The following is a 17,515-nucleotide window of genomic DNA, read 5'->3' on the forward strand; positions in this document are numbered from 1 at the left end:
GGCGGCGGCCGCGCCGACGCCGACCGGCACGCGCGGCTCGGCGGGCACGGATGCGCGCTCGGGCTCGGGCACGGTGACCGGGGCGAAGCGCGGAGCCGCGGCCGGCGCCTCGACGCGCACCGGCTCGGCGGCTCGGGCGGCCGCCGGGACGGGGACGGGGCGCGCCGGGCGGGCCGGCTCCGGCGCGACGGCCGGCACCGACGCGAGGACGGGCGCGAAGGACGGCAGCGGCTCCAGGGCGCGCGCCGCGATCGCGGCGGCCACCTCGGCCGGCCGTGCCACGACGACCGCGGGCTCCGGCGGCGCCTCGGGAAGGACGATGCGGTCCGGCGTCACGCTCCGTCCGCGGCGCAGCGCGCGCGCCTCGCGCCGCGCGGCGAGGAGGAACGCGCCGAGGATGACGGTGTTCGTGACGTTCCACGCGGTCGCGAGCGTGAAGACGCCGTTGTTCCAGTCGCGCCATCCCGCGACGATCGACGTGAGGAACAGGAACACGAAGAACAGCACCTGCGGGACGATGAAGTTGAACGGCGAGCGTGCCTTGGTGCTGCCGGTCGAGACCCAACCGACGTCACGGTTGGTGAAGGCGTTGACGAGCGCCTTGAGGTAGATGGGGAACGACACGGTCGCGAGCGTGAGCGTCTGCCAGCGGAAGGTGCCCAGCGTGAACCAGGCGAGGCCGATCTGCATGACGTAGAAGCCCGCGTAGAACACCAGCCAGGTCGTCACGGAGATCGACAGCGCCATGGGGCGCAGGTCGAGATAGATCTCGAGCGGCGGCACCAGCAGGAGCAGCAGCGGGGTGATGCCCGTGAGGTAGAACGTCGCCGTCACGAAGTACTGGATGCGCTGGTCCGCGGTGAGGTTGCGGCGCGGGCTCAGCGGGTTGTGGGTGAGCATGATCTCGAAGCCGCCGGTCGCCCAGCGCAGCTGCTGCTTCGCGTAGGCCTCGACCGTGTCGGGGGCGTCGCCGATCGCGAGCACCTCCGGGATGAACACGGTGCGCCAGCCCCGCTCGTGCAGCAGCAGGGACGTCCACACGTCCTCGGACTTCGAGTCGGTGTAGATCCCGCCGACGTCGTCGGTCGCGGCGCGCCGGAAGACCACGTTGGTCCCCACGCAGAACGCCGCGTTGAAGCGGTTCCTGCCGGGCTGGACGAAGCGGTAGAACACGGTCTGCATGTAGCCCGCGCCCTTGGCGATCGTCGTGTGGAGGTTGCCGTAGGTCTGCGGCGTCTGCACGAACGCGACCTTCTCGTCGGCGAAGAACGGCACCGTCTCGAGGAGGAATCGCCGGTCGGGCACGAAGTCCGCGTCGAAGACCGCGAAGAACTCGCCCTTGGCGAGCGTCAGCGCGTGGTTGATGTTGCCCGCCTTCGCGCCGGCGTTGGTGAGCCGGCGCACGTAGCGGGCGCCCAGCTCGGCGGCGAGGTCACGCACCTCGTCGCTGTGGCCGTCGTCGAGCACCCAGGTGCGGTGGCGGCCCTCGATCGCGAGCGCACCCGCGACCGTGCGGCGCACGATGTCGATCGGTTCCCCGTACACCGTGACGAACACGTCGACCGTGATGCGCCTGCCCGCGAGCTGCATCGGCCAGTCGGTCGGGTCGCCGGTGGTCGAGCGCCCGAGCAGGGAGTCACGCGCCTGATGGAAGGCGAAGTCCCGCGGGTCGACGGTCCCCGCGAGGATCGTCCACATCGACAGCAGCGCGTGGAAGACCAGCACCGACTCGGCGGAGATCACCAGCAGCCACGGGATCACGTCGCCGCGGTTGGCGGGGTTGAGGAGGAAGAACGAGTATCCGAGGATCCCGATGGTCGCGAGGATCACCAGCAGCGTCATCACGGGGGAGGGCCCCGAGTGGCGCGCGGCGATCGGCGCGGGTGCGGGCGTGGGGGCGGCGTCGGGCGATCGCATGATCGGCTCCTCTGGTCGCACGCGAGTGGTCGCGCGGGCGGGCGGGGGGCTCGGATCGGCGACTGTGGCGATGGCGCACCCGGGACGGGGCACCCTGCGGGTCGTTCATGGTCTCGCTGGCGAAGCCACTGTAGTCACGAAACGGACGAATCGGTCAAGTGATTCCGGAAGTTGCGATCGTTCGCGCCGATCGCGGCGCACGATCAGGGCGTCACGCGACGTGGATGCCGCACTCCGTCTTGTCCTGCCCCGACCACCGTCCGGCGCGGCGGTCCTCGCCCGGGGCGACCTGCCGCGTGCACGGCCAGCAGCCGATGCTGGGGTACCCCTGGGCGACCAGCGGGTTGCGGGGGAGGCCGTTGCGGTCCTCGTAGGACTCGACCGCCGCATCGTCCCAGAGCGCGAGCGGGTTGATCTTGACGAGCCCGTGCTTCGCGTCCCACGACACGACGGGCAGCTCGGACCGGGTGATCGCGTCGACGCGGCGCGCGCCCGTGACCCACGCCGTGTACCCCTCGAGCGCCCGGCGCAGCGGGTCGACCTTGCGCAGCTGGCAGCACAGGCCCGGGTCGCGCGCGAAGAGATCCTTGCCGTGCTCGGCGTCCTGCTCCGCGACCGTGCGCTCGGGGGTCACGTCGACGATCGTGATGGGGAACGATGCGGCGGCCGCGTCCCGCGTCGCGAGCGTCTCCTGGAAGTGGTAGCCGGTCTCGAGGAACAGGACGTCGACGCCCTCGAGGCGCGTCCCGAACAGGTGGGGCAGGATCGTGTCCTGCATCGAGGCGGCGACGGCGAGGTCGTGCCCGAAGGTCGCGACCGCCCAGTCCGCGACGTGCTCGGCGGAGGCGGAGAGCAGTCGCGCGTTGACGTCGGCGCACGTCTCCGCGTTCCACTCGGCGGGGTTGAGCAGCGTCAGCGACGCCGCTCCCGACAGGTTCATCGGATCAGCTCCTCATCCACCCGGAAGGCCCAGTCGGCGAACTGCTCGCCGGCCTCGCGCGTCGCGAGGTAGTTCCGGGTCACGCGCTCGACGTACTCCGGCATGCCGTGCTGCGTGACCTTGTGCGCGCGGATCTTGCGACCGAAGTCGTTGTCCTCGCCACGGCCGAGGCGGCCGCCGAGGTGCACCTGGAAGCCGGGCACCTGCTCGCCCGACTCCTCGTCGAGGACCAGCTGACCCTTGAAGCCGATGTCCGCGACCTGGATGCGCGCGCACGAGTTGGGGCAGCCGTTGACGTGGACGGTGATGGGGGAGTCGAGCGTGGGGAAGGCCGCGTCGAGCGTCTTCACCACCTCGCGGGCCGTGGCCTTCGTCTCGACGATCGCGAGCTTGCAGTACTCGATCCCGGTGCAGGCCATGACGTTGCGCGCGAACTCGCCGGGCTGCGCCTCGAGCTCGAGAGCCCGCAGCCCGTTGACCACGTCGTTGACCTTGTCCTTGGGCACGTCGAGGATGAGGATCTTCTGCAGCGGCGTGAGCCGGATCCGGTCGGAGCCCGCGGCCTCGGCGATGTCGGCGATCGCGGCGAGCTTGACGCCCGAGATGCGGCCCGCGACGGGGGCGGCGCCGATGTAGAAGCGGCCGTCCTTCTGCTCGTGGATGCCGACGTGGTCGCCGCGGTCGCCCGGCTTCGCGACCTCGGGGCCCGGGCCGTCGGGCAGCTTCCAGCCGAGGTAGTCGTCCTCGAGCACCTGGCGGAACTTCTCCGCGCCCCACGCCTTCACGAGGAACTTGAGGCGGGCCCGGGTGCGGAGGCGACGGTAGCCGTGGTCGCGGAAGATCCCGATGACGCCGGCCCACACGTCCGGCACCTTCGCGGGCTCGACGAAGGCGCCGAGGCGCTGGCCCAGGTGCGGGTTGATGCTGAGGCCGCCGCCGACCCACAGGTCGTAGCCGAGCCCCAGCTCGGGGTGCTCGACCGCGACGAACGCGATGTCCTGCACCTCGTGCACGATGTCCGGGATGCGGGTGCCGGAGATCGCGGACTTGAACTTGCGCGGCAGGTTCGAGAACTCGGGGTTGCCGATGCCGCGGTCGATGATCGCCTGGATCTGCGGGGTCGGGTCGAGCAGCTCGTCCTTGGCGACGCCCGCGACGGGCGAGCCGAGGATGACGCGGGGGCTGTCGCCGCAGGCCTCGGTGGTGAACAGGCCCACCTCCTCGACGCGGCGGAAGATCTCGGGGACGTCCTCGATGCGGATCCAGTGGAGCTGGATGTTCTGGCGGTCCGACACGTCGGCGGTGTCCCGACCGAACTCCTGCGAGATCCCCGCGATCGCGCGGGCCTGGGCGACCGACAGCTGGCCGCCGTCGGAGCGGACCCGGAGCATGAAGTACTCGTCGTCCAGCTGGTGCGGCTCGAGCACCGCGGTCCGGCCGCCGTCGATCCCGGGCCGGCGCTGCGTGTACAGCCCCCACCAGCGGAAGCGGCCGCGCAGGTCGGTCGGCGGGATCGACCAGAAGCCCCACTTCGAGTACATGGTCTCGATGCGGTGGCGGACCTCGAGCGGGTCCGCGGTCGCCTTGAACTCCTCGTTCGGGTTGAGCGGGGTGCGGTCGCCCGCGGCCCACTGGCCGTCCTTCGAGGCGGTGTTCTTGCGGGCCGCCGCCTCGCGGGTGCGGATGAGGCGGGCCTCCTCGCGCTGGCGGCGACGCTCGTCGGCCTCCGTGGCGCCCTGCGGGGCAGGGGGGACGGCACCGGTGTGGTCTGTCGTGGTGCTCACTGCTGCTCCTGTGGGTGTCGGGGCGGGAGCTGCGGCGTGACGAGGTTGCGCTCGTCAGGCCGAGCGCCCTGGATGGATGGAGAGGTCGATCCGTGGGCGTCTCAGGCCGACAGACACATGGCACAGCAAACGCGGCACTGGAGTGCACGCTGGTTCGCCGAGATCGCCATGGCCGAGATGATGACACATCATCCGGGACCTTGGGAACCCCTCCGGGTCCGAACCGTGTGCTATCAGGGAGGGCGCCTACCAGGCAATATGCCCCCGGGGGTGTGCAGGGGCGGGGCCTTCGGCCCGGTCCGCGCGTGCCGCCGCGACCTACCATCGCGAGGGTGGCGCCGTGTGCGTCGCACCCCTTCTGACGTCTCCCGGAACCCGAGGACCAGCGACGATGGACTCAGCCGCGGCCGCCTTCGACCCCGCCGCCTTCCTGCGCGGGCTCGACGCGCTCCACGCCGGCGGCTATGGCCCCGACGCGATCGAGGGGTACCTGGGCGACGCGCTCGCGACGGCGGGCGACGACCCCGCGGCCCGGCTCCAGATCCTCAACGAGGCGATGGGCCACCATCGCGCCGTGAGCCGGCACGACGACGCGCTCCGCGAGGCGGCGGAGGCGCTCGCCCTCGTCGAACGGCTCGGGCTCGCGGGCACCGAGGCCCACGCGACCACCCTCGTCAACGCGGCGACCGCGCATCGTGCCGCCGGGCGGCAGGAGGAGGCGCTCGCGCTCTACGGCGACGCGCGCGCGGCCGCCGCGCGGGCCTACCCTGCGGGTGACCGCCGGCTCGCAGCGCTGCGCAACAACCTCGCGCTCGCGCTGGGGGAGAGCGGCGACCATGCGGGGGCGCGCGACGAGCTGGCCGCGGCGCTCGCGATCCTCGAGTCCGCGTCGGTGGACCCCGGCACGGACCTCGACATCGCCGCCACACGCTCCAACCTCGCGCTCGAGTGCCTGGCGCTCGGCCTCGAGGACGAGGCACGGGCCCACACCGGCGCCGCGCTGGCCATCGTGCGCGCCGGCGGCCACCGCGAGGACCCTCATGCGGCCGCGATGCTCGCGAGCCACGCGCAGGCCTGCCTGCTCGCGGGCCGCCCCGCCGAGGCCGTCGACCTCTACGCCGAGGCGCTCGCGATCGTGGCGCGCGCGTACGGCGAGGGCTCCGACGCCCACGCGATCACCGCCGACAACCTCGCGGCCGCGCGCCGCGCCCTGGCCGCGACGGGGCCCGCGGGGAGCGGGCCGGCGGACGCTGCGCCCGCCGCCGCATCGTCCCCGCCGGAGGCGGTGCCCGCCGGCCTCACGGGCATGGACCTCGCCCGCGAGCTGTGGGAGGACCACGTGCGGCCGATGCTGGCCGAGCGTTACCCCGCGCACCGCGGACGCATCGCGGCCGGCCTCGTCGGCCACGGGTCCGAGTGCTACGGCTTCGACGACGCCCTCTCCCGCGACCACGACTTCGGCCCGGGCCTGTGCCTGTGGCTCACCGCCGCGGACCACGCCGAGATCGGCGCCGCGCTGCAGGCGGACTACGACGCGCTGCCCGCCGTGCTCCACGGCATCGGACCGCGGGTCGCGACCGCGAGGGCCCAGGGGGCAGGGCGGCGCGTCGGCGTGTTCGAGATCGGGGAGTTCTTCACCTCCGTCGCGGGGCGGCCCGAGGCGCCGGCCGCGACCAGCCCCCACGAGTGGATGATGCTCGACGAGGCGACGCTCGCGGCCGCCACCAACGGCGTGGTGCTCTCGGACCCGCTCGGCGCGTTCAGCGCCGTCCGCAACGGCTTCCGCCGGATGCCCGAGGACGTGCGTCTCGCGCGGATCGCGCAGCGCGTCGGGATGGTCGCGCAGGCGGGCCAGTACAACGTGCCCCGGATGCTCGACCGTGGGGACGGAGAGGCCGCATGGCTCGCGGTGGGCGAGCTCGAGCGCGCCGCCGCCTCGCTCGTGCTCCTGCTCAACGGGCCCAACGCGGCGGGGTACCTGCCGTACTACAAGTGGCGCTTCGCGGCGCTGCGCCGCCTCGCCGCGCGCCCGGCCTCGCGCCTGCCCGAGGTGCATCGCGACCTGTCCGAGATCCTCCGCCTGGCCTCCGCCGCGTGCCTCGGCGGCGCCGGCTTCGGCGAGGGCGGCGCCGGCGCGGGTCCCGCGCGCGAGCGGCTCGAGGCCGCCATCGAGCGGATGTCCGCGCGCTTCGTCGCCGAGCTCCGCGCGCAGGGGCTGTCGCGCTCGGACGCGACCTTCCTCGAGCACCACCGCGGCGAGGTGCAGTCCCGCATCCGCGACCCGTGGCTGAGGGCGCTGTGAGCGGGGACGAGGCGGCACGGCTCGCCAAGGCCGAGGCGGTGGTGCGCCACGAGTTCGCCCAGTTCCAGCACGTGCGCGGCGAGGACGGCCGCGCCGACTGCCAGGACGACTGGCCGACGTTCCGCGCGATGCGCCTCAGCCAGTTCCTCGAGTGGACGCCCCGGCTGCTCGACAGCTACGCCGACGACCTCGACGTCGCCGACGCGACCGGCCGGAACCTGCTGACCGAGAAGTACGCGCGGATGATGCGCTCGACCGCCCCCGAGCGCTACGCGCGCGACATCGCGCCGCACCTGCCGCCGCTGTCGTCGACGCGCGTCGCCCTGCAGGAGCGCATTGTCGCCACCCAGGTGGCGTGGGCGCGCGACTTCCGCACGCGGTACCCGCGCCTGGGCGCGGGCATGCGGGTGCTCACGACCTCCGAGGACACGGCGGACGCGACGTCGCTCGAGACGTACCTGCGCGGCGAGCTCGGGACCTACTCGACGCGCACCCTCCGGCTCTACGCCGAGCTGGTCGACGGCGTCGCCGCCGCCGGCGGGAACCTCACCGAACGCGCCGTCGCGCGCACCGCCGGCTACGCCGGATTCGCGGATCTCGAGGCCGCCGAGGAGGCGCAGCGCGGCTGATCGCGGCGCCGTCGCGGCCCCGTCCGTCCTATACCCTGGAGGGCATCTACCAGCCGTGATGCCCCCAGGGGTGTGCGCCCGCGGGGGTTGACGAGAGGCCCGGTCGCCGTGTCTATACTCTGGTGGCGTTCGCCCGGAGCGGGCGTGGCGAGCAGCGCACCCCTCCCCGGAATCCCCGCCCAGCAACTCTGAGGAGACCGCCGTGACCACCGAGCGCCCGCTCCGTGTCGCCATCATCGGCGCCGGCCCCGCCGGCACGTACGCCGCCGACATCCTGTCCAAGACCGACCTCAACGTGTCGATCGACATCATCGAGCGGCTGCCCGCGCCGTTCGGCCTGGTCCGCTACGGCGTCGCTCCCGACCACCCGCGCATCAAGCAGATCATCGTCGCCCTCGCGAACGTGATCGGCCGCGGCGACATCCGCCTGCTCGCCAACGTCAACGTGGGCGAGGACATCTCCCTCGAGGAGCTCCGCGAGCACTACGACGCCGTCATCTTCGCGACGGGCTCCTTCAAGGATGCCGACCTCGACATCCCTGGTATCGACCTGGAGGGCTCGTTCGGCGCGGCCGACTTCGTGTCCTGGTACGACGGCCACCCGGACGTGCCGCGGACGTGGCCGCTCGACGCCAGGGAGGTCGCCGTCTTCGGCGTCGGCAACGTCGCCCTCGACGTGGCACGCATCCTCGCGAAGCACGTCAAGGACCTCATGCCGACCGAGATCCCCGCGAACGTGGTCGAGGGCCTCTCGGCCTCGCCCGTGACCGACGTGCACGTCTTCGGCCGCCGCGGCCCCGCGCAGGTGAAGTTCTCGCCGCTCGAGCTGCGCGAGCTGGGCCATGTGCCGGACGTCGACATCGTCGTGTACCCGGAGACGGACTACGAGTTCGACGAGGCCTCGCTGGAGTTCGCCGAGACCAACAAGCAGCAGAAGCAGGTGGTCAAGACCCTGACCGACTACGCGCTCAAGGAGCCCGGCACCGCCTCGCGACGCATCCACCTCCACTTCCTCCAGAGCCCCCACGAGGTGCTCGGCGAGGACGGCAAGGTCGTGGGCGTGCGCGTCGAGCGCACCGCGCTGCAGGGCGACGGCACGGTCAAGGGCACGGGCGAGTTCATCGACTACCCGGTCCAGGCCGTGTACCGCGCGGTGGGCTACTGGGGCACCGAGATCGAGGGCATCCCGTTCAACGGCGTCAAGGGCACCATCCGCAACGAGGGCGGCCGCGTGGTGGACGAGTCCGGCGAGCACCTGCCGGGCTACTACGCGACGGGCTGGATCAAGCGCGGGCCGGTCGGCCTCATCGGCCACACCAAGTCCGACGCCTCCGAGACGATCGCGAACCTCGTCGAGGACGCCCCCGCCCTCTACGCCGAGACCAAGGCGACGCCCGCGGGCCTCAGCCCCGACAACGTGCTGCGCCTGCTCAAGTCGCGCGGCGTGCCGGTCGTGCAGTGGGCGGACTGGGAGATCCTCGACGCGCACGAGCGCGCTATCGGCGAGCCGCACGGCCGCGAGCGCATCAAGGTGGTGCCGCGCGAGCGCATGACCGAGATCGCGCTCAGCCGCATCGCGGACAACGTCTCTCCCTGACGCGCGACGCGACTCCCGCTGAGAGAAGTGGGACATGGGGCCGATGCGACGGACGTGACCGTCGCATCGGCCCCGTTCCGTCTCAGGAGGCACCTCCGCCATCGGGAGTCCGCGGGGGCCTCCCGCCCGCGCGGTGGCACCCCGTGCCGCCGAGTTCTGGCACCATTCCTCCCGTGGGGAACCGGCACGGGCTGACGCGCGTTCTCCGTCCGAGGGAAAACGGAGGACACGTGGGCGGCAGGAAGTACTTCAACGGGCTCAAGACCACCGGTCTGTTCGTGCTGCTGTGGGCGGTGATGCTCACGCTGGGCACGTTCATCGGCGGCGGCCAGTACCTCTGGCTCTTCGCGCTCCTGTCGGTCGCCGGCACCGCGTTCGGCTACTGGAACTCCGCGTCGCTGGCGATCCGCGCGATGCACGCCCGGCCCGTCACCGAGGTCGAGCAGCCCGCCATGTACCGCATCGTGCGCGACCTCAGCCGCGAGGCGAACCAGCCGATGCCGCAGCTGTACGTGTCGCCCACCGCCGCGCCGAACGCCTTCGCGACCGGCCGCAACCCGCAGAACTCCGCCGTCTGCTGCACCGAGGGCATCCTCGAGCTGCTCGACGAGCGCGAGCTGCGCGGCGTGCTCGGCCACGAGCTCATGCACGTCTACAACCGCGACATCCTCATCGGCTCGGTCGCCGCGGCGTTCGCGGGCATGATCACCGCGGTCGCGCAGATGCTCTTCTTCTTCGGCGGCGGCCAGTCGAACCGCGAGAACCCGCTCGGCGCGATCGGCCTGCTCGCGATGCTCATCCTCGCGCCGCTCGCCGCCTCGCTCATCCGGCTCGCGATCTCGCGCACCCGCGAGTACGACGCCGACGAGGACGGGGCGTCCCTCACCGGGGACCCGCTCGCCCTCGCCTCGGCGCTGCGCAAGCTCGAGCAGGGCACGCGCGCGCGCCCGCTCAAGGACACGCCCCAGCTGGAGAACGTGTCGCACATGATGATCGCGAACCCGTTCCGCGGCGAGGGTCTCGCGAACCTGTTCGCCACGCACCCGCCCATGGACCAGCGCATCGCGCGTCTCGAGGATATGGCACGCAACCGGGGCTACCTGCGGTAACGCGCTCCCTCACCGGCTCCGATGTCGGCGCCCGGCCGTACCGTGGTCCCATGACGACGCTCGAGGGACGCACCGGCACCGCGGTCGTGGTGATCGACATGCAGCGCGACGTGGTCGCGCAGGCCGTGGACCGCGACGGCGTGATCGCGCGGATCGCCGGGCTGGTGGCCCGCGCGCGCACGGCCGGCGTCCCGGTGGTCTGGGTGCAGGACACCCTCGACGGCGCGCAGGGGAGCGACGGTTGGCGGCTGGTCGACGCGCTCGTGCCGGGCGAGGACGAGGCGGTCGTGGCGAAGGAGCACGGCGACGCGTTCGAGGGCACGGAGCTCGAGGATGTGCTCGCCGGTCTCGCGGCCGGGCGTCTCGTCGTGTGCGGCGCGCAGACCGATGCGTGCGTGCGCTCCACCCTCCACGGCGCGTTCGTGCGCGGGTACGACGTCACGCTCGTCGAGGACGCCCATACGACCGCGGATCTCACCTCGTACGGGGCGCCGCCGCCCGCACAGGTCATCGCCCACACCAACCTCTACTGGCGCTATCAGACGGGGCCCGGCCGGGTCGCCGAGGTCGTCGCGGCGGACCAGGTGGTGCTGGCGGGCGGGTGAGGCCGGCTCAGCGGGCGTGGCGCGTGAACGTGAGGTGCGTGACGCCGCTCGGCGTGGTCGCGGAGGCGACGTCGAAGCGCTCCTCGAGGCCCTCGAGCCCGGTCCACAGGCTGGCGCCGCGCCCGAGGATCACGGGCACCACCACGACGTGAAGCAGGTCGACCAGGTCCTCCGCGAGGAACTCCCGCACCGTCGTCGGGCCGCCGCCCAGGCGCACATCGAGGCCGCCCGCGAGCTCGCGCGCCGTGGCCAGCGCCTCCGCCGGCGGCGCGTCCATGAAGTGGAACGTCGTGTCGCCCATCGCCAACGGGGCGCGCGGCCGGTGCGTGAGCACGATGACCGGGGTATGGAAGGGTGGCTCCTCGCCCCACCACCCTCGCCACCCCGCATCGTCCTGCCAGCCGGGCGGGCCGAACTTGCCGGCCCCCATGATCTCCGCGCCGATGCCCTCGCCCCAGCGCGCGGCGAAGGCGTCGTCGGGCGTGGCGGGCGCGTCGGGCTCGCCGATGTTGGCATGGAACGTCGCGGTCGCCTTGAACCACTCCATGAGCCTCATGCCGGCGTGGCCGAACGGCGCGTCGAGGCTCTGACCTTCGCCCGTCGCGAAGCCGTCGAGCGACACGGCGAGGTTGTGCACCCGGACCAGGGACATGCCTGCAGTGTGCCACCGGCACGCTCGCCGCGCGGACCGGGCCGCGACGGGGCAGGCTGGAGGGGTGCGGCGGCGACCGGCGTCACCGCGGCGGAAGGCGGTGCGACGATGCACGAGGTCGAGAGGCTCGAACGTCAGGCGTGGGAGGAGCTCTCCGGCGGCGATCCGCGCGCGTTCTTCGGGCGCGTCCTCGCGTCCGACGCGGTCATGCTGCTGCCCGACGTGGGTCTGCTGGAGCGGGACGAGTCCATCGACTCGATGGCGACGACCCAGCCGTGGGACGTCCACACGCTGGAGGACATGCGCGTCCTCGCGCCGTCCGAGGACGTCGCAGTCGTGGTCTACCGTGCGCGGGCGATCCGCTGGGACATGCAGCACGTCACCCACGTGTCGAGCACCTATGTGCGGCTGGACCGCGAGTGGCGGCTGCTGGTGCACCAGCAGACCGCCGCCTCGCACCCGTCCTAGCGGAAGTTGACGAACTGCAGCGCGGCGTCGACGTCCGCGCCCTTGAGCAGGGCGATGGTCGCCTGCAGGTCGTCGCGCGACTTCGAGGTCACCCGCAGCTCGTCGCCCTGGATCAGGGCCTTGACGGACTTGGGGCCCTCGTCGCGGACCAGCTTGGTGAGCTTCTTCGCGACGTCCTGAGCGATGCCCTCCTTGACCTTCGCCGCGAGGCGGTACTCCTTGCCGGACGGCACCGGCTCGCCCCACTCGAGGGCCTTCATCTCGATCTGGCGCTTGGCGAGCTTGCCGATGAACACGTCGAGCACCGCCTTGACGCGCTCCGGGCTGTTCGCCTTCATGAGGATGTCCTCGCCCGAGAACTCGATCGAGGCGCCGACCCCCTTGAAGTCGTAGCGCTGCGCGATCTCCTTGGCCGCCTGGTTGAGGGCGTTGTCGACCTCCTGGCGGTCCACCTTGGACACCACGTCGAAGCTGCTGTCGCCTGCCATCTCATCTCCTTCCGGGCGCCGTCGGAGCGGCGCCGCCACGTCTCGGGAGCCTGTCCCGGGCGCGATTCGCGTCGGGGGCTCGATCCTTGCTATCCTTCCATGCGCGCCGCTTGCGGCGCATCGGCAGGTTGCCCGAGCGGCCAAAGGGAGCTGACTGTAAATCAGCCGTCATCGACTTCGGGGGTTCGAATCCCTCACCTGCCACCCAAGGCGAAGCGCCCCTCCTCCGGGAGGGGCGCTTCCGCGTTCCCGGGCGGTGCCGCTCAGACCTCCAGCTCGCGGTAGATCAGCGTCGCCATGAGCGCGTTGCCCGCGTTGGTCTGATGGATGTCGTCGGACGACACCAGGTTGAGCGGATCCGCCCCCGGCACCCCGGTGGCCGCGTACGCGCTCGAGATGTCGAGGAAGAGCCGCGACGCGGGCTTGAGGTTGGCGACCCGCCGCAGCGCGTCCCCGTAGCTCGACCAGCCGTACGCCGTGGGCGAGGACACGTCGAGGCGCTGGTATGCGTGCACGAGGACGTGCACGAACGGCGCCGGGAGCCGCGCGTCGAGGTAGGCCAGCCGCGTCGTGAGCTCGCTCTGATAGGTCGTCGGCGACTTCTGCGCGGCGAAGTCGTTGGACCCGACCATGTGGAACATCACCGCGGGCCCGAGGTCCGCGATCGCGGTGCACATCGCGTTGGTCAGGTAGGTGTTGGCCTGGGTGTTGGTGATCCCGCAGTTGTAGGCGTGCACGCCGGCGGCGGTGCGCTGCGTGAACGAGGCGGACGTGGAGGCCTGGATCGCCGTCTCGCCGCCCGACGTCGAGTACTGCGCGCGCAGCCGCGTGACGAAGCGCGCGACCCAGCCGGTGGCCGCCGAGTTCGCCGTGGTCGACGAGCCGGCGAAGACGAGCGCCACGGGAGCGGACTCCCAGGTGGACAGCGCGGCGCGCAGGATGTCGGCGGCGCCCCGGCGCGACACGTACGACTCGGTCAGGGCCTCGTCGTTGACGAAGGCCGGCAGCAGCACGAAGGTCGTGCTGCCGTCGCCGATGCGGTAACGGCCGGTGTCCGTCTCGTACCCGGGCTCGCCCGCCGCGAGCACCGGGTTGGCCGTCTGCCACTGCGACCAGGTGCCGCGCCTCAGCTTGATCGTCGTCATGTGCCGTCCCCGCGCATCGTCCGGCCCCGGTCAGGGGCAGCCGCCGTCGATCTCGTCGCCCGGCGCATCGTCCGGCGCCGCGGGCGCGGGCGTGGACGATGCGGCGGCGGGGGCGGCCGTGACGGCCGCGCCTCCGCCGACGAGCAGGGCCGTGAGCACGAGCCGACGGGCGATCATGGCGTCCCTCCATCGATGACCGAGGCCGTCGCGCCCCCGGTGCCCTGCAGGCTGTCGAGCCAGTCGTCGACGGTGCCGTCGAAGCCCTGCTCGACGGCCACCTCGTAGGCGGACAGGCCGTCGGTGCCGGCGTAACCGCGGTAGCCGCGCGGGCCGCGCTGGTTGAGGCTCTTGCGCTTGGTCCCCGTGGGGCAGCGGCCGGAGGCCTTGGGTGTGACGATCTTGTTGTTGACCACGTCGACGCATGCGTACACGGACGTGGTCGTCGTGCCCGCGCTCGCGGCGAGCGCGCCGCCGCCGACGAGGCCGACGGCCATTGCCGCACCGAGCGCGACAACCCCCCAGGTTCTCCGCATGAAACGGAACATACCGCGCATATCGGCATGCGCGCTAGGGGCGGATGGGCCGAATCCGCGCGCGGATGTGCACCTTCACATCGCGAGGGCCGCCGGGGCGGCCCTCAGGGCTGTCGAGGGCCGGTTCAGACGCCTGCGGCGGCGTTCTCCACGGTGTGGGCGTCCGCATCGTCCCGCATGTCCTCGAGCTCGACGCCGCGGGTCTCGGGCACGCGCGCCATCACGAAGAAGAAGGACAGCAGCGCCATCGCGGCGTAGAAGCCGTAGGCGAGCACGAGGGACAGGTCCGCGAGGCCCGGGAAGGACACGGTGATGAGGAAGTTCGCGGCCCACTGGGCGGCGGCGGCGACCGCGAGGGCCGTGGCGCGCATGTGGTTGGGGAACATCTCGCCGAGCAGCACCCACACGACCGGGCCCCACGAGGCCGCGAAGAAGACGACGAACGCGTTGGCGGCGATGAGCGCGGCCGTGGCCCAGCCGCCCTCGAGCGCGGTGTCCCCGGCGGCGTTCGTGGTCGCGTTCGCGAACGCGATCGCCATGGTCGCGAGCGAGACGAACATGCCCGCGGAGCCGATGAGCAGGAGGAGGCGACGGCCGATGCGGTCGACCAGCGAGATCGCGATGATCGTCGCGACGATGTTCGTGAGCGACGTGATGGTCGACGTGGTGAAGGCGTCGGACTCGTCGAAGCCGACCGACTGCCACAGCGTGGTCGAGTAGTAGAAGATCACGTTGATGCCCACGAGCTGCTGGAACATCGACAGCAGGATGCCGGTCCACACGATCGGGTGCAGGCCCCACGCGTGGCCCCGGAGGTCGCGCATCGAGCGCTTCTCGTCGCTGCCGAGCGAGAAGCGGATCTGGGAGATCTTGTGCTGCGGGTCGGTCTCGCCGGTGTAGTCGGCGAGGATCCGCGCCGCCTCGTCGTCGCGGTGCTTCGCGACGAGGTACCGGGGCGACTCGGGCAGCCGTAGCGCCGCGACGCCGTAGATGATCGCCGGGATCGCGGCCGCGAGGAACATCCAGCGCCACGCCTCGAGGCCTGCCCACAGGTCCTCGGAGGCGCCGCCCGCGCTCGACGCGAGCATCTCGTCGCTCAGCAGCGCGGCGAAGATGCCGAGCACGATCGCCATCTGCTGGAGCGAGCCGAGCCGTCCACGGAAGGTCGCGGGCGCGACCTCGGCGATGTAGGCGGGCGCGATCACGGAGGCGGCGCCGATCGCGAGGCCGCCGAGGATGCGCCAGCCGATGAGGTCCCACACCCCGAACGCGAAGCCCGAGCCGAGGGCCGACAGGAAGAACATGATCGCCGAGATCACCATGACGCGGATGCGGCCGTACCGGTTCGCGAGGCCGCCCGCGAACCACGCGCCGACGGCGCAGCCGAGCAGCGCGGACGCGACCGCGAAGCCGGTGAACGTGTCGCCGAGGTCGAACTCGCCCTGGATGGAGTCGACCGCGCCGTTGATCACCGACGAGTCGAAGCCGAACAGGAAGCCGCCGAGCGCGGCGCCGATGCTGATCGCGACGACCCGTCCATGGAGGCGGGGTGCCGCCGTCGGGGAAGGCTGCTGTGTCACGGCGGGCTCCAATCACGGGACCCCGACGACGCGGTCCCGACCTCTCCATCGCCGCGCCTCGGCGGCGCGACCCATAACGCCGAAACTATCGCCAACCGGGGCGGATCGCCCGCCGAAGCCCCCGCTCAGGGGCGCGTGTCGGCGATGGTGACGATGCCACGGGAGGCGTGCGGTCAGTGCCCGCCCATGAACGGCGCCATCGCCCGCGCGGCGAGGCTGTCGCGCCCGGTCGCGCGCTCCTCGGCGTCCGCGGCGGACATCGCGCGCAGCCCGGCGTTGACGCCGAGCCAGCGGACCGGCTCGGGCTCCCATCGCGGCGACCGGTGGCCGACCCAGGGCAGCGTCGTGAGGCCCGTGTCCTCGCCGAGGACGAGGTCGCGCAGAGTGCGCCCCGCGAGGTTCGTCGTGGTGACGCCGTCCCCGACGTAGCCGCCCGCCCAGCCCATCCCGGTGTCCGGGTCCAGGCCCACCGAGGCGTGCCAGTCGCGCGCGATCCCGAGCGCGCCTCCCCACGCGTGGGTGATCTCGACGTCCCGCAGGACGGGGAGCAGGTCGACGAGCGTGCGATGCAGCTTCGCGTGCACGCGGGCGGCCGCGCGCGGGTCGAGCCGGGTCGACGATCCGAGGCGGTACGGGGCGCCGCGCCCGCCGAAGACGATGCGGTCGTCGGCGGTGCGCTGCCCGTAGATGATGAGGTGGCGGCCGTCGGTGAACGTCTCGCGGCGCGCGAGGCCGATCTCGTCCCACATGCCTGCCGGCAGCGGAGCGGTGGCGATGATGAGCGAGTGCACGGGCACCACGTCGCGGCCGTGCCCCGGCAGCCCGGGGGTGTAGCCCTCGGTCGCGCGGATGACGTGCGCGGCGGTCAGGGCGCCGCGCGGCGTCTCGACGCGGTGCGGCACGATGCGCGTCGCGGGCGTGAGCTCGTGGACCCGCACGCCGCGCTCGCGGACGGCCCGCACCAGGCCCCGCACCAGGCGGCCCGGGTGGACCGCCGCGCAGTCCGGCGTGTAGGTGCCGCCGAGGACGCCCGCGGCGTCGATGTGCGCGCGTGCGGCCTCGGCGTCGAGCAGCACGAGGTCGTCCTCGCCGCGGCCCCAGGCGCGTGCCTCCCGGACCTCGAGGCGCGCGCGCTCGAGCTGCGTTGACGTGCGCGCGAGCGTCACGGTGCCGCCCTTGGCCAGACGCGCATCGATGCCGGCGTCCGCCGCCGCGCGGATCACCTCGTCGACGGAGGCGCGCATCGCGGCGTGCTGCCGCAGCGCCCCGTCGCGGTCGGCGTCGCGGGCGAGGGTGGCGAGCGAGCTCGGGAACAGCGCGGACGCCCACCCGCCGTTGCGCCCCGACGCGCCGAATCCGGCGATCTCCCGCTCGACGATCGCGATGCGCAGGTCGGGCCGCGCCTCGGCGAGGTAGTACGCGGTCCACAGCCCGGTGAAGCCGGCGCCGACGATCGCGACGTCCACCTCGCGGTCGCCCGCGAGGGGGTCCGCCGCGACGAGGTCGTCGCCCGACGTGGCCAGCCAGAGCGAGACCGAGGCATAGGCGCGGGCGCGGTCGGACGGATCGTCCGGCGCGGGGCGGCGGCCGGGCCGCGCGGAACGTGCCGCATCGTCGTGCGTGTTCATGGCCTCAGTGTGGCGATTCTCATGTCTGAAACATGCCTGCAACCTCCGCGCCCGGACAAGTCGTTTCGCGCGCGTAAATTCTCCGGCCAAATCGGCCGATAACCCGTGTCAACGCGTTGTTCACCTCTTGTTGAGCCC

The 17,515-nt window shown here is 72.5% G+C and carries 16 protein-coding genes and 1 tRNA gene; 7 read left to right on the forward strand and 10 right to left on the reverse strand.

The window, feature by feature from the left end; all coding sequences use genetic code 11:
• The 3 genes from AOM02_RS06970 to AOM02_RS06980 form a co-directional block, all read right to left on the reverse strand.
• Positions 1 to 1,917: glycosyltransferase family 2 protein (locus tag AOM02_RS06970; RefSeq protein WP_156156133.1), on the reverse strand; the 1,917-nt coding region annotated here is incomplete at its 3' end.
• Between the two features lie 211 nt (positions 1,918 to 2,128).
• On the reverse strand, positions 2,129 to 2,857 hold the full coding sequence (locus AOM02_RS06975) for a phosphoadenylyl-sulfate reductase (RefSeq protein ID WP_082104942.1): 729 nt from the start codon (positions 2,855 to 2,857) through the stop codon (positions 2,129 to 2,131).
• The gene (locus AOM02_RS06980) at positions 2,854 to 4,641 is read right to left on the reverse strand and encodes a nitrite/sulfite reductase (RefSeq protein ID WP_304524065.1); all 1,788 of its coding nucleotides are present in this window, start codon (positions 4,639 to 4,641) and stop codon (positions 2,854 to 2,856) included. Before AOM02_RS06980 ends, AOM02_RS06975 begins: the two co-directional genes overlap by 4 nt.
• A 391-nt stretch (positions 4,642 to 5,032) precedes the next feature.
• Between AOM02_RS06980 and AOM02_RS06985 the strand changes: the two genes are divergently transcribed.
• The 5 genes from AOM02_RS06985 to AOM02_RS07005 all read left to right on the forward strand — a co-directional run bounded on the left by AOM02_RS06985 (position 5,033) and on the right by AOM02_RS07005 (position 10,883).
• Positions 5,033 to 6,943: a DUF4037 domain-containing protein gene (locus AOM02_RS06985; protein WP_062298167.1), complete on the forward strand. Its 1,911-nt coding sequence runs from the start codon at positions 5,033 to 5,035 to the stop codon at positions 6,941 to 6,943.
• Complete coding sequence (locus tag AOM02_RS06990) at positions 6,925 to 7,572, forward strand: DUF4125 family protein (protein WP_176564454.1); 648 nt, start codon at positions 6,925 to 6,927, stop codon at positions 7,570 to 7,572. The genes AOM02_RS06985 and AOM02_RS06990 overlap by 19 nt, the downstream gene beginning before the upstream one ends.
• Positions 7,573 to 7,774: 202 nt before the next feature.
• On the forward strand, positions 7,775 to 9,169 hold the full coding sequence (locus AOM02_RS06995) for an FAD-dependent oxidoreductase (RefSeq protein ID WP_062298172.1): 1,395 nt from the start codon (positions 7,775 to 7,777) through the stop codon (positions 9,167 to 9,169).
• A 230-nt stretch (positions 9,170 to 9,399) separates the two neighbouring features.
• Positions 9,400 to 10,278: a zinc metalloprotease HtpX gene (gene htpX / locus AOM02_RS07000; protein WP_062298175.1), complete on the forward strand. Its 879-nt coding sequence runs from the start codon at positions 9,400 to 9,402 to the stop codon at positions 10,276 to 10,278.
• Positions 10,279 to 10,328: 50 nt separating this feature from the next.
• Positions 10,329 to 10,883: an isochorismatase family protein gene (locus tag AOM02_RS07005; protein WP_062298177.1), complete on the forward strand. Its 555-nt coding sequence runs from the start codon at positions 10,329 to 10,331 to the stop codon at positions 10,881 to 10,883.
• A 7-nt stretch (positions 10,884 to 10,890) separates the two neighbouring features.
• On the opposite strand, the gene AOM02_RS07010 is transcribed toward AOM02_RS07005, so the two are convergent.
• Positions 10,891 to 11,535, reverse strand: a complete 645-nt coding sequence (locus AOM02_RS07010; RefSeq protein WP_062298179.1) for a dihydrofolate reductase family protein — start codon at positions 11,533 to 11,535, stop codon at positions 10,891 to 10,893.
• A 108-nt stretch (positions 11,536 to 11,643) separates the two neighbouring features.
• On the opposite strand from AOM02_RS07010, the gene AOM02_RS07015 reads away from it, so the two are divergent.
• On the forward strand, positions 11,644 to 12,003 hold the full coding sequence (locus AOM02_RS07015) for a DUF4440 domain-containing protein (protein WP_062298182.1): 360 nt from the start codon (positions 11,644 to 11,646) through the stop codon (positions 12,001 to 12,003).
• Here AOM02_RS07015 and AOM02_RS07020 read toward each other — a convergent pair.
• Positions 12,000 to 12,491: a YajQ family cyclic di-GMP-binding protein gene (locus AOM02_RS07020; RefSeq protein ID WP_062298185.1), complete on the reverse strand. Its 492-nt coding sequence runs from the start codon at positions 12,489 to 12,491 to the stop codon at positions 12,000 to 12,002. The two genes, AOM02_RS07015 and AOM02_RS07020, sit on opposite strands and share 4 nt — an antisense overlap.
• A gap of 122 nt (positions 12,492 to 12,613) precedes the next feature.
• Here AOM02_RS07020 and AOM02_RS07025 point away from each other — a divergent pair.
• A tRNA-Tyr gene (locus AOM02_RS07025) sits at positions 12,614 to 12,695 on the forward strand.
• Positions 12,696 to 12,754: 59 nt separating this feature from the next.
• On the opposite strand, the gene AOM02_RS07030 is transcribed toward AOM02_RS07025, so the two are convergent.
• The 5 genes from AOM02_RS07030 to AOM02_RS07045 all read right to left on the reverse strand — a co-directional run bounded on the left by AOM02_RS07030 (position 12,755) and on the right by AOM02_RS07045 (position 17,377).
• A complete protein-coding gene (locus AOM02_RS07030; protein ID WP_062298187.1) occupies positions 12,755 to 13,636 on the reverse strand; it encodes a hyaluronate lyase N-terminal domain-containing protein in 882 nt (293 codons plus the stop codon).
• A 30-nt stretch (positions 13,637 to 13,666) separates the two neighbouring features.
• Positions 13,667 to 13,813: a hypothetical protein gene (locus AOM02_RS14280; RefSeq protein ID WP_156156134.1), complete on the reverse strand. Its 147-nt coding sequence runs from the start codon at positions 13,811 to 13,813 to the stop codon at positions 13,667 to 13,669.
• A complete protein-coding gene (locus tag AOM02_RS07035) occupies positions 13,810 to 14,169 on the reverse strand; it encodes a hypothetical protein (RefSeq protein WP_156156135.1) in 360 nt (119 codons plus the stop codon). Before AOM02_RS07035 ends, AOM02_RS14280 begins: the two co-directional genes overlap by 4 nt.
• A 125-nt stretch (positions 14,170 to 14,294) precedes the next feature.
• Positions 14,295 to 15,749 carry a sugar porter family MFS transporter gene (locus AOM02_RS07040; RefSeq protein WP_062298667.1) on the reverse strand — a complete coding sequence of 485 codons (1,455 nt, stop codon included), beginning with the start codon at positions 15,747 to 15,749 and terminating at the stop codon, positions 14,295 to 14,297.
• A 173-nt stretch (positions 15,750 to 15,922) separates the two neighbouring features.
• On the reverse strand, positions 15,923 to 17,377 hold the full coding sequence (locus AOM02_RS07045) for an NAD(P)/FAD-dependent oxidoreductase (protein WP_082104943.1): 1,455 nt from the start codon (positions 17,375 to 17,377) through the stop codon (positions 15,923 to 15,925).
• Between the last annotated feature and the right edge of the window lie 138 nt (positions 17,378 to 17,515).

This window comes from Demequina maris, from assembly GCF_000971155.1.
Classification (GTDB): domain Bacteria; phylum Actinomycetota; class Actinomycetes; order Actinomycetales; family Demequinaceae; genus Demequina; species Demequina maris.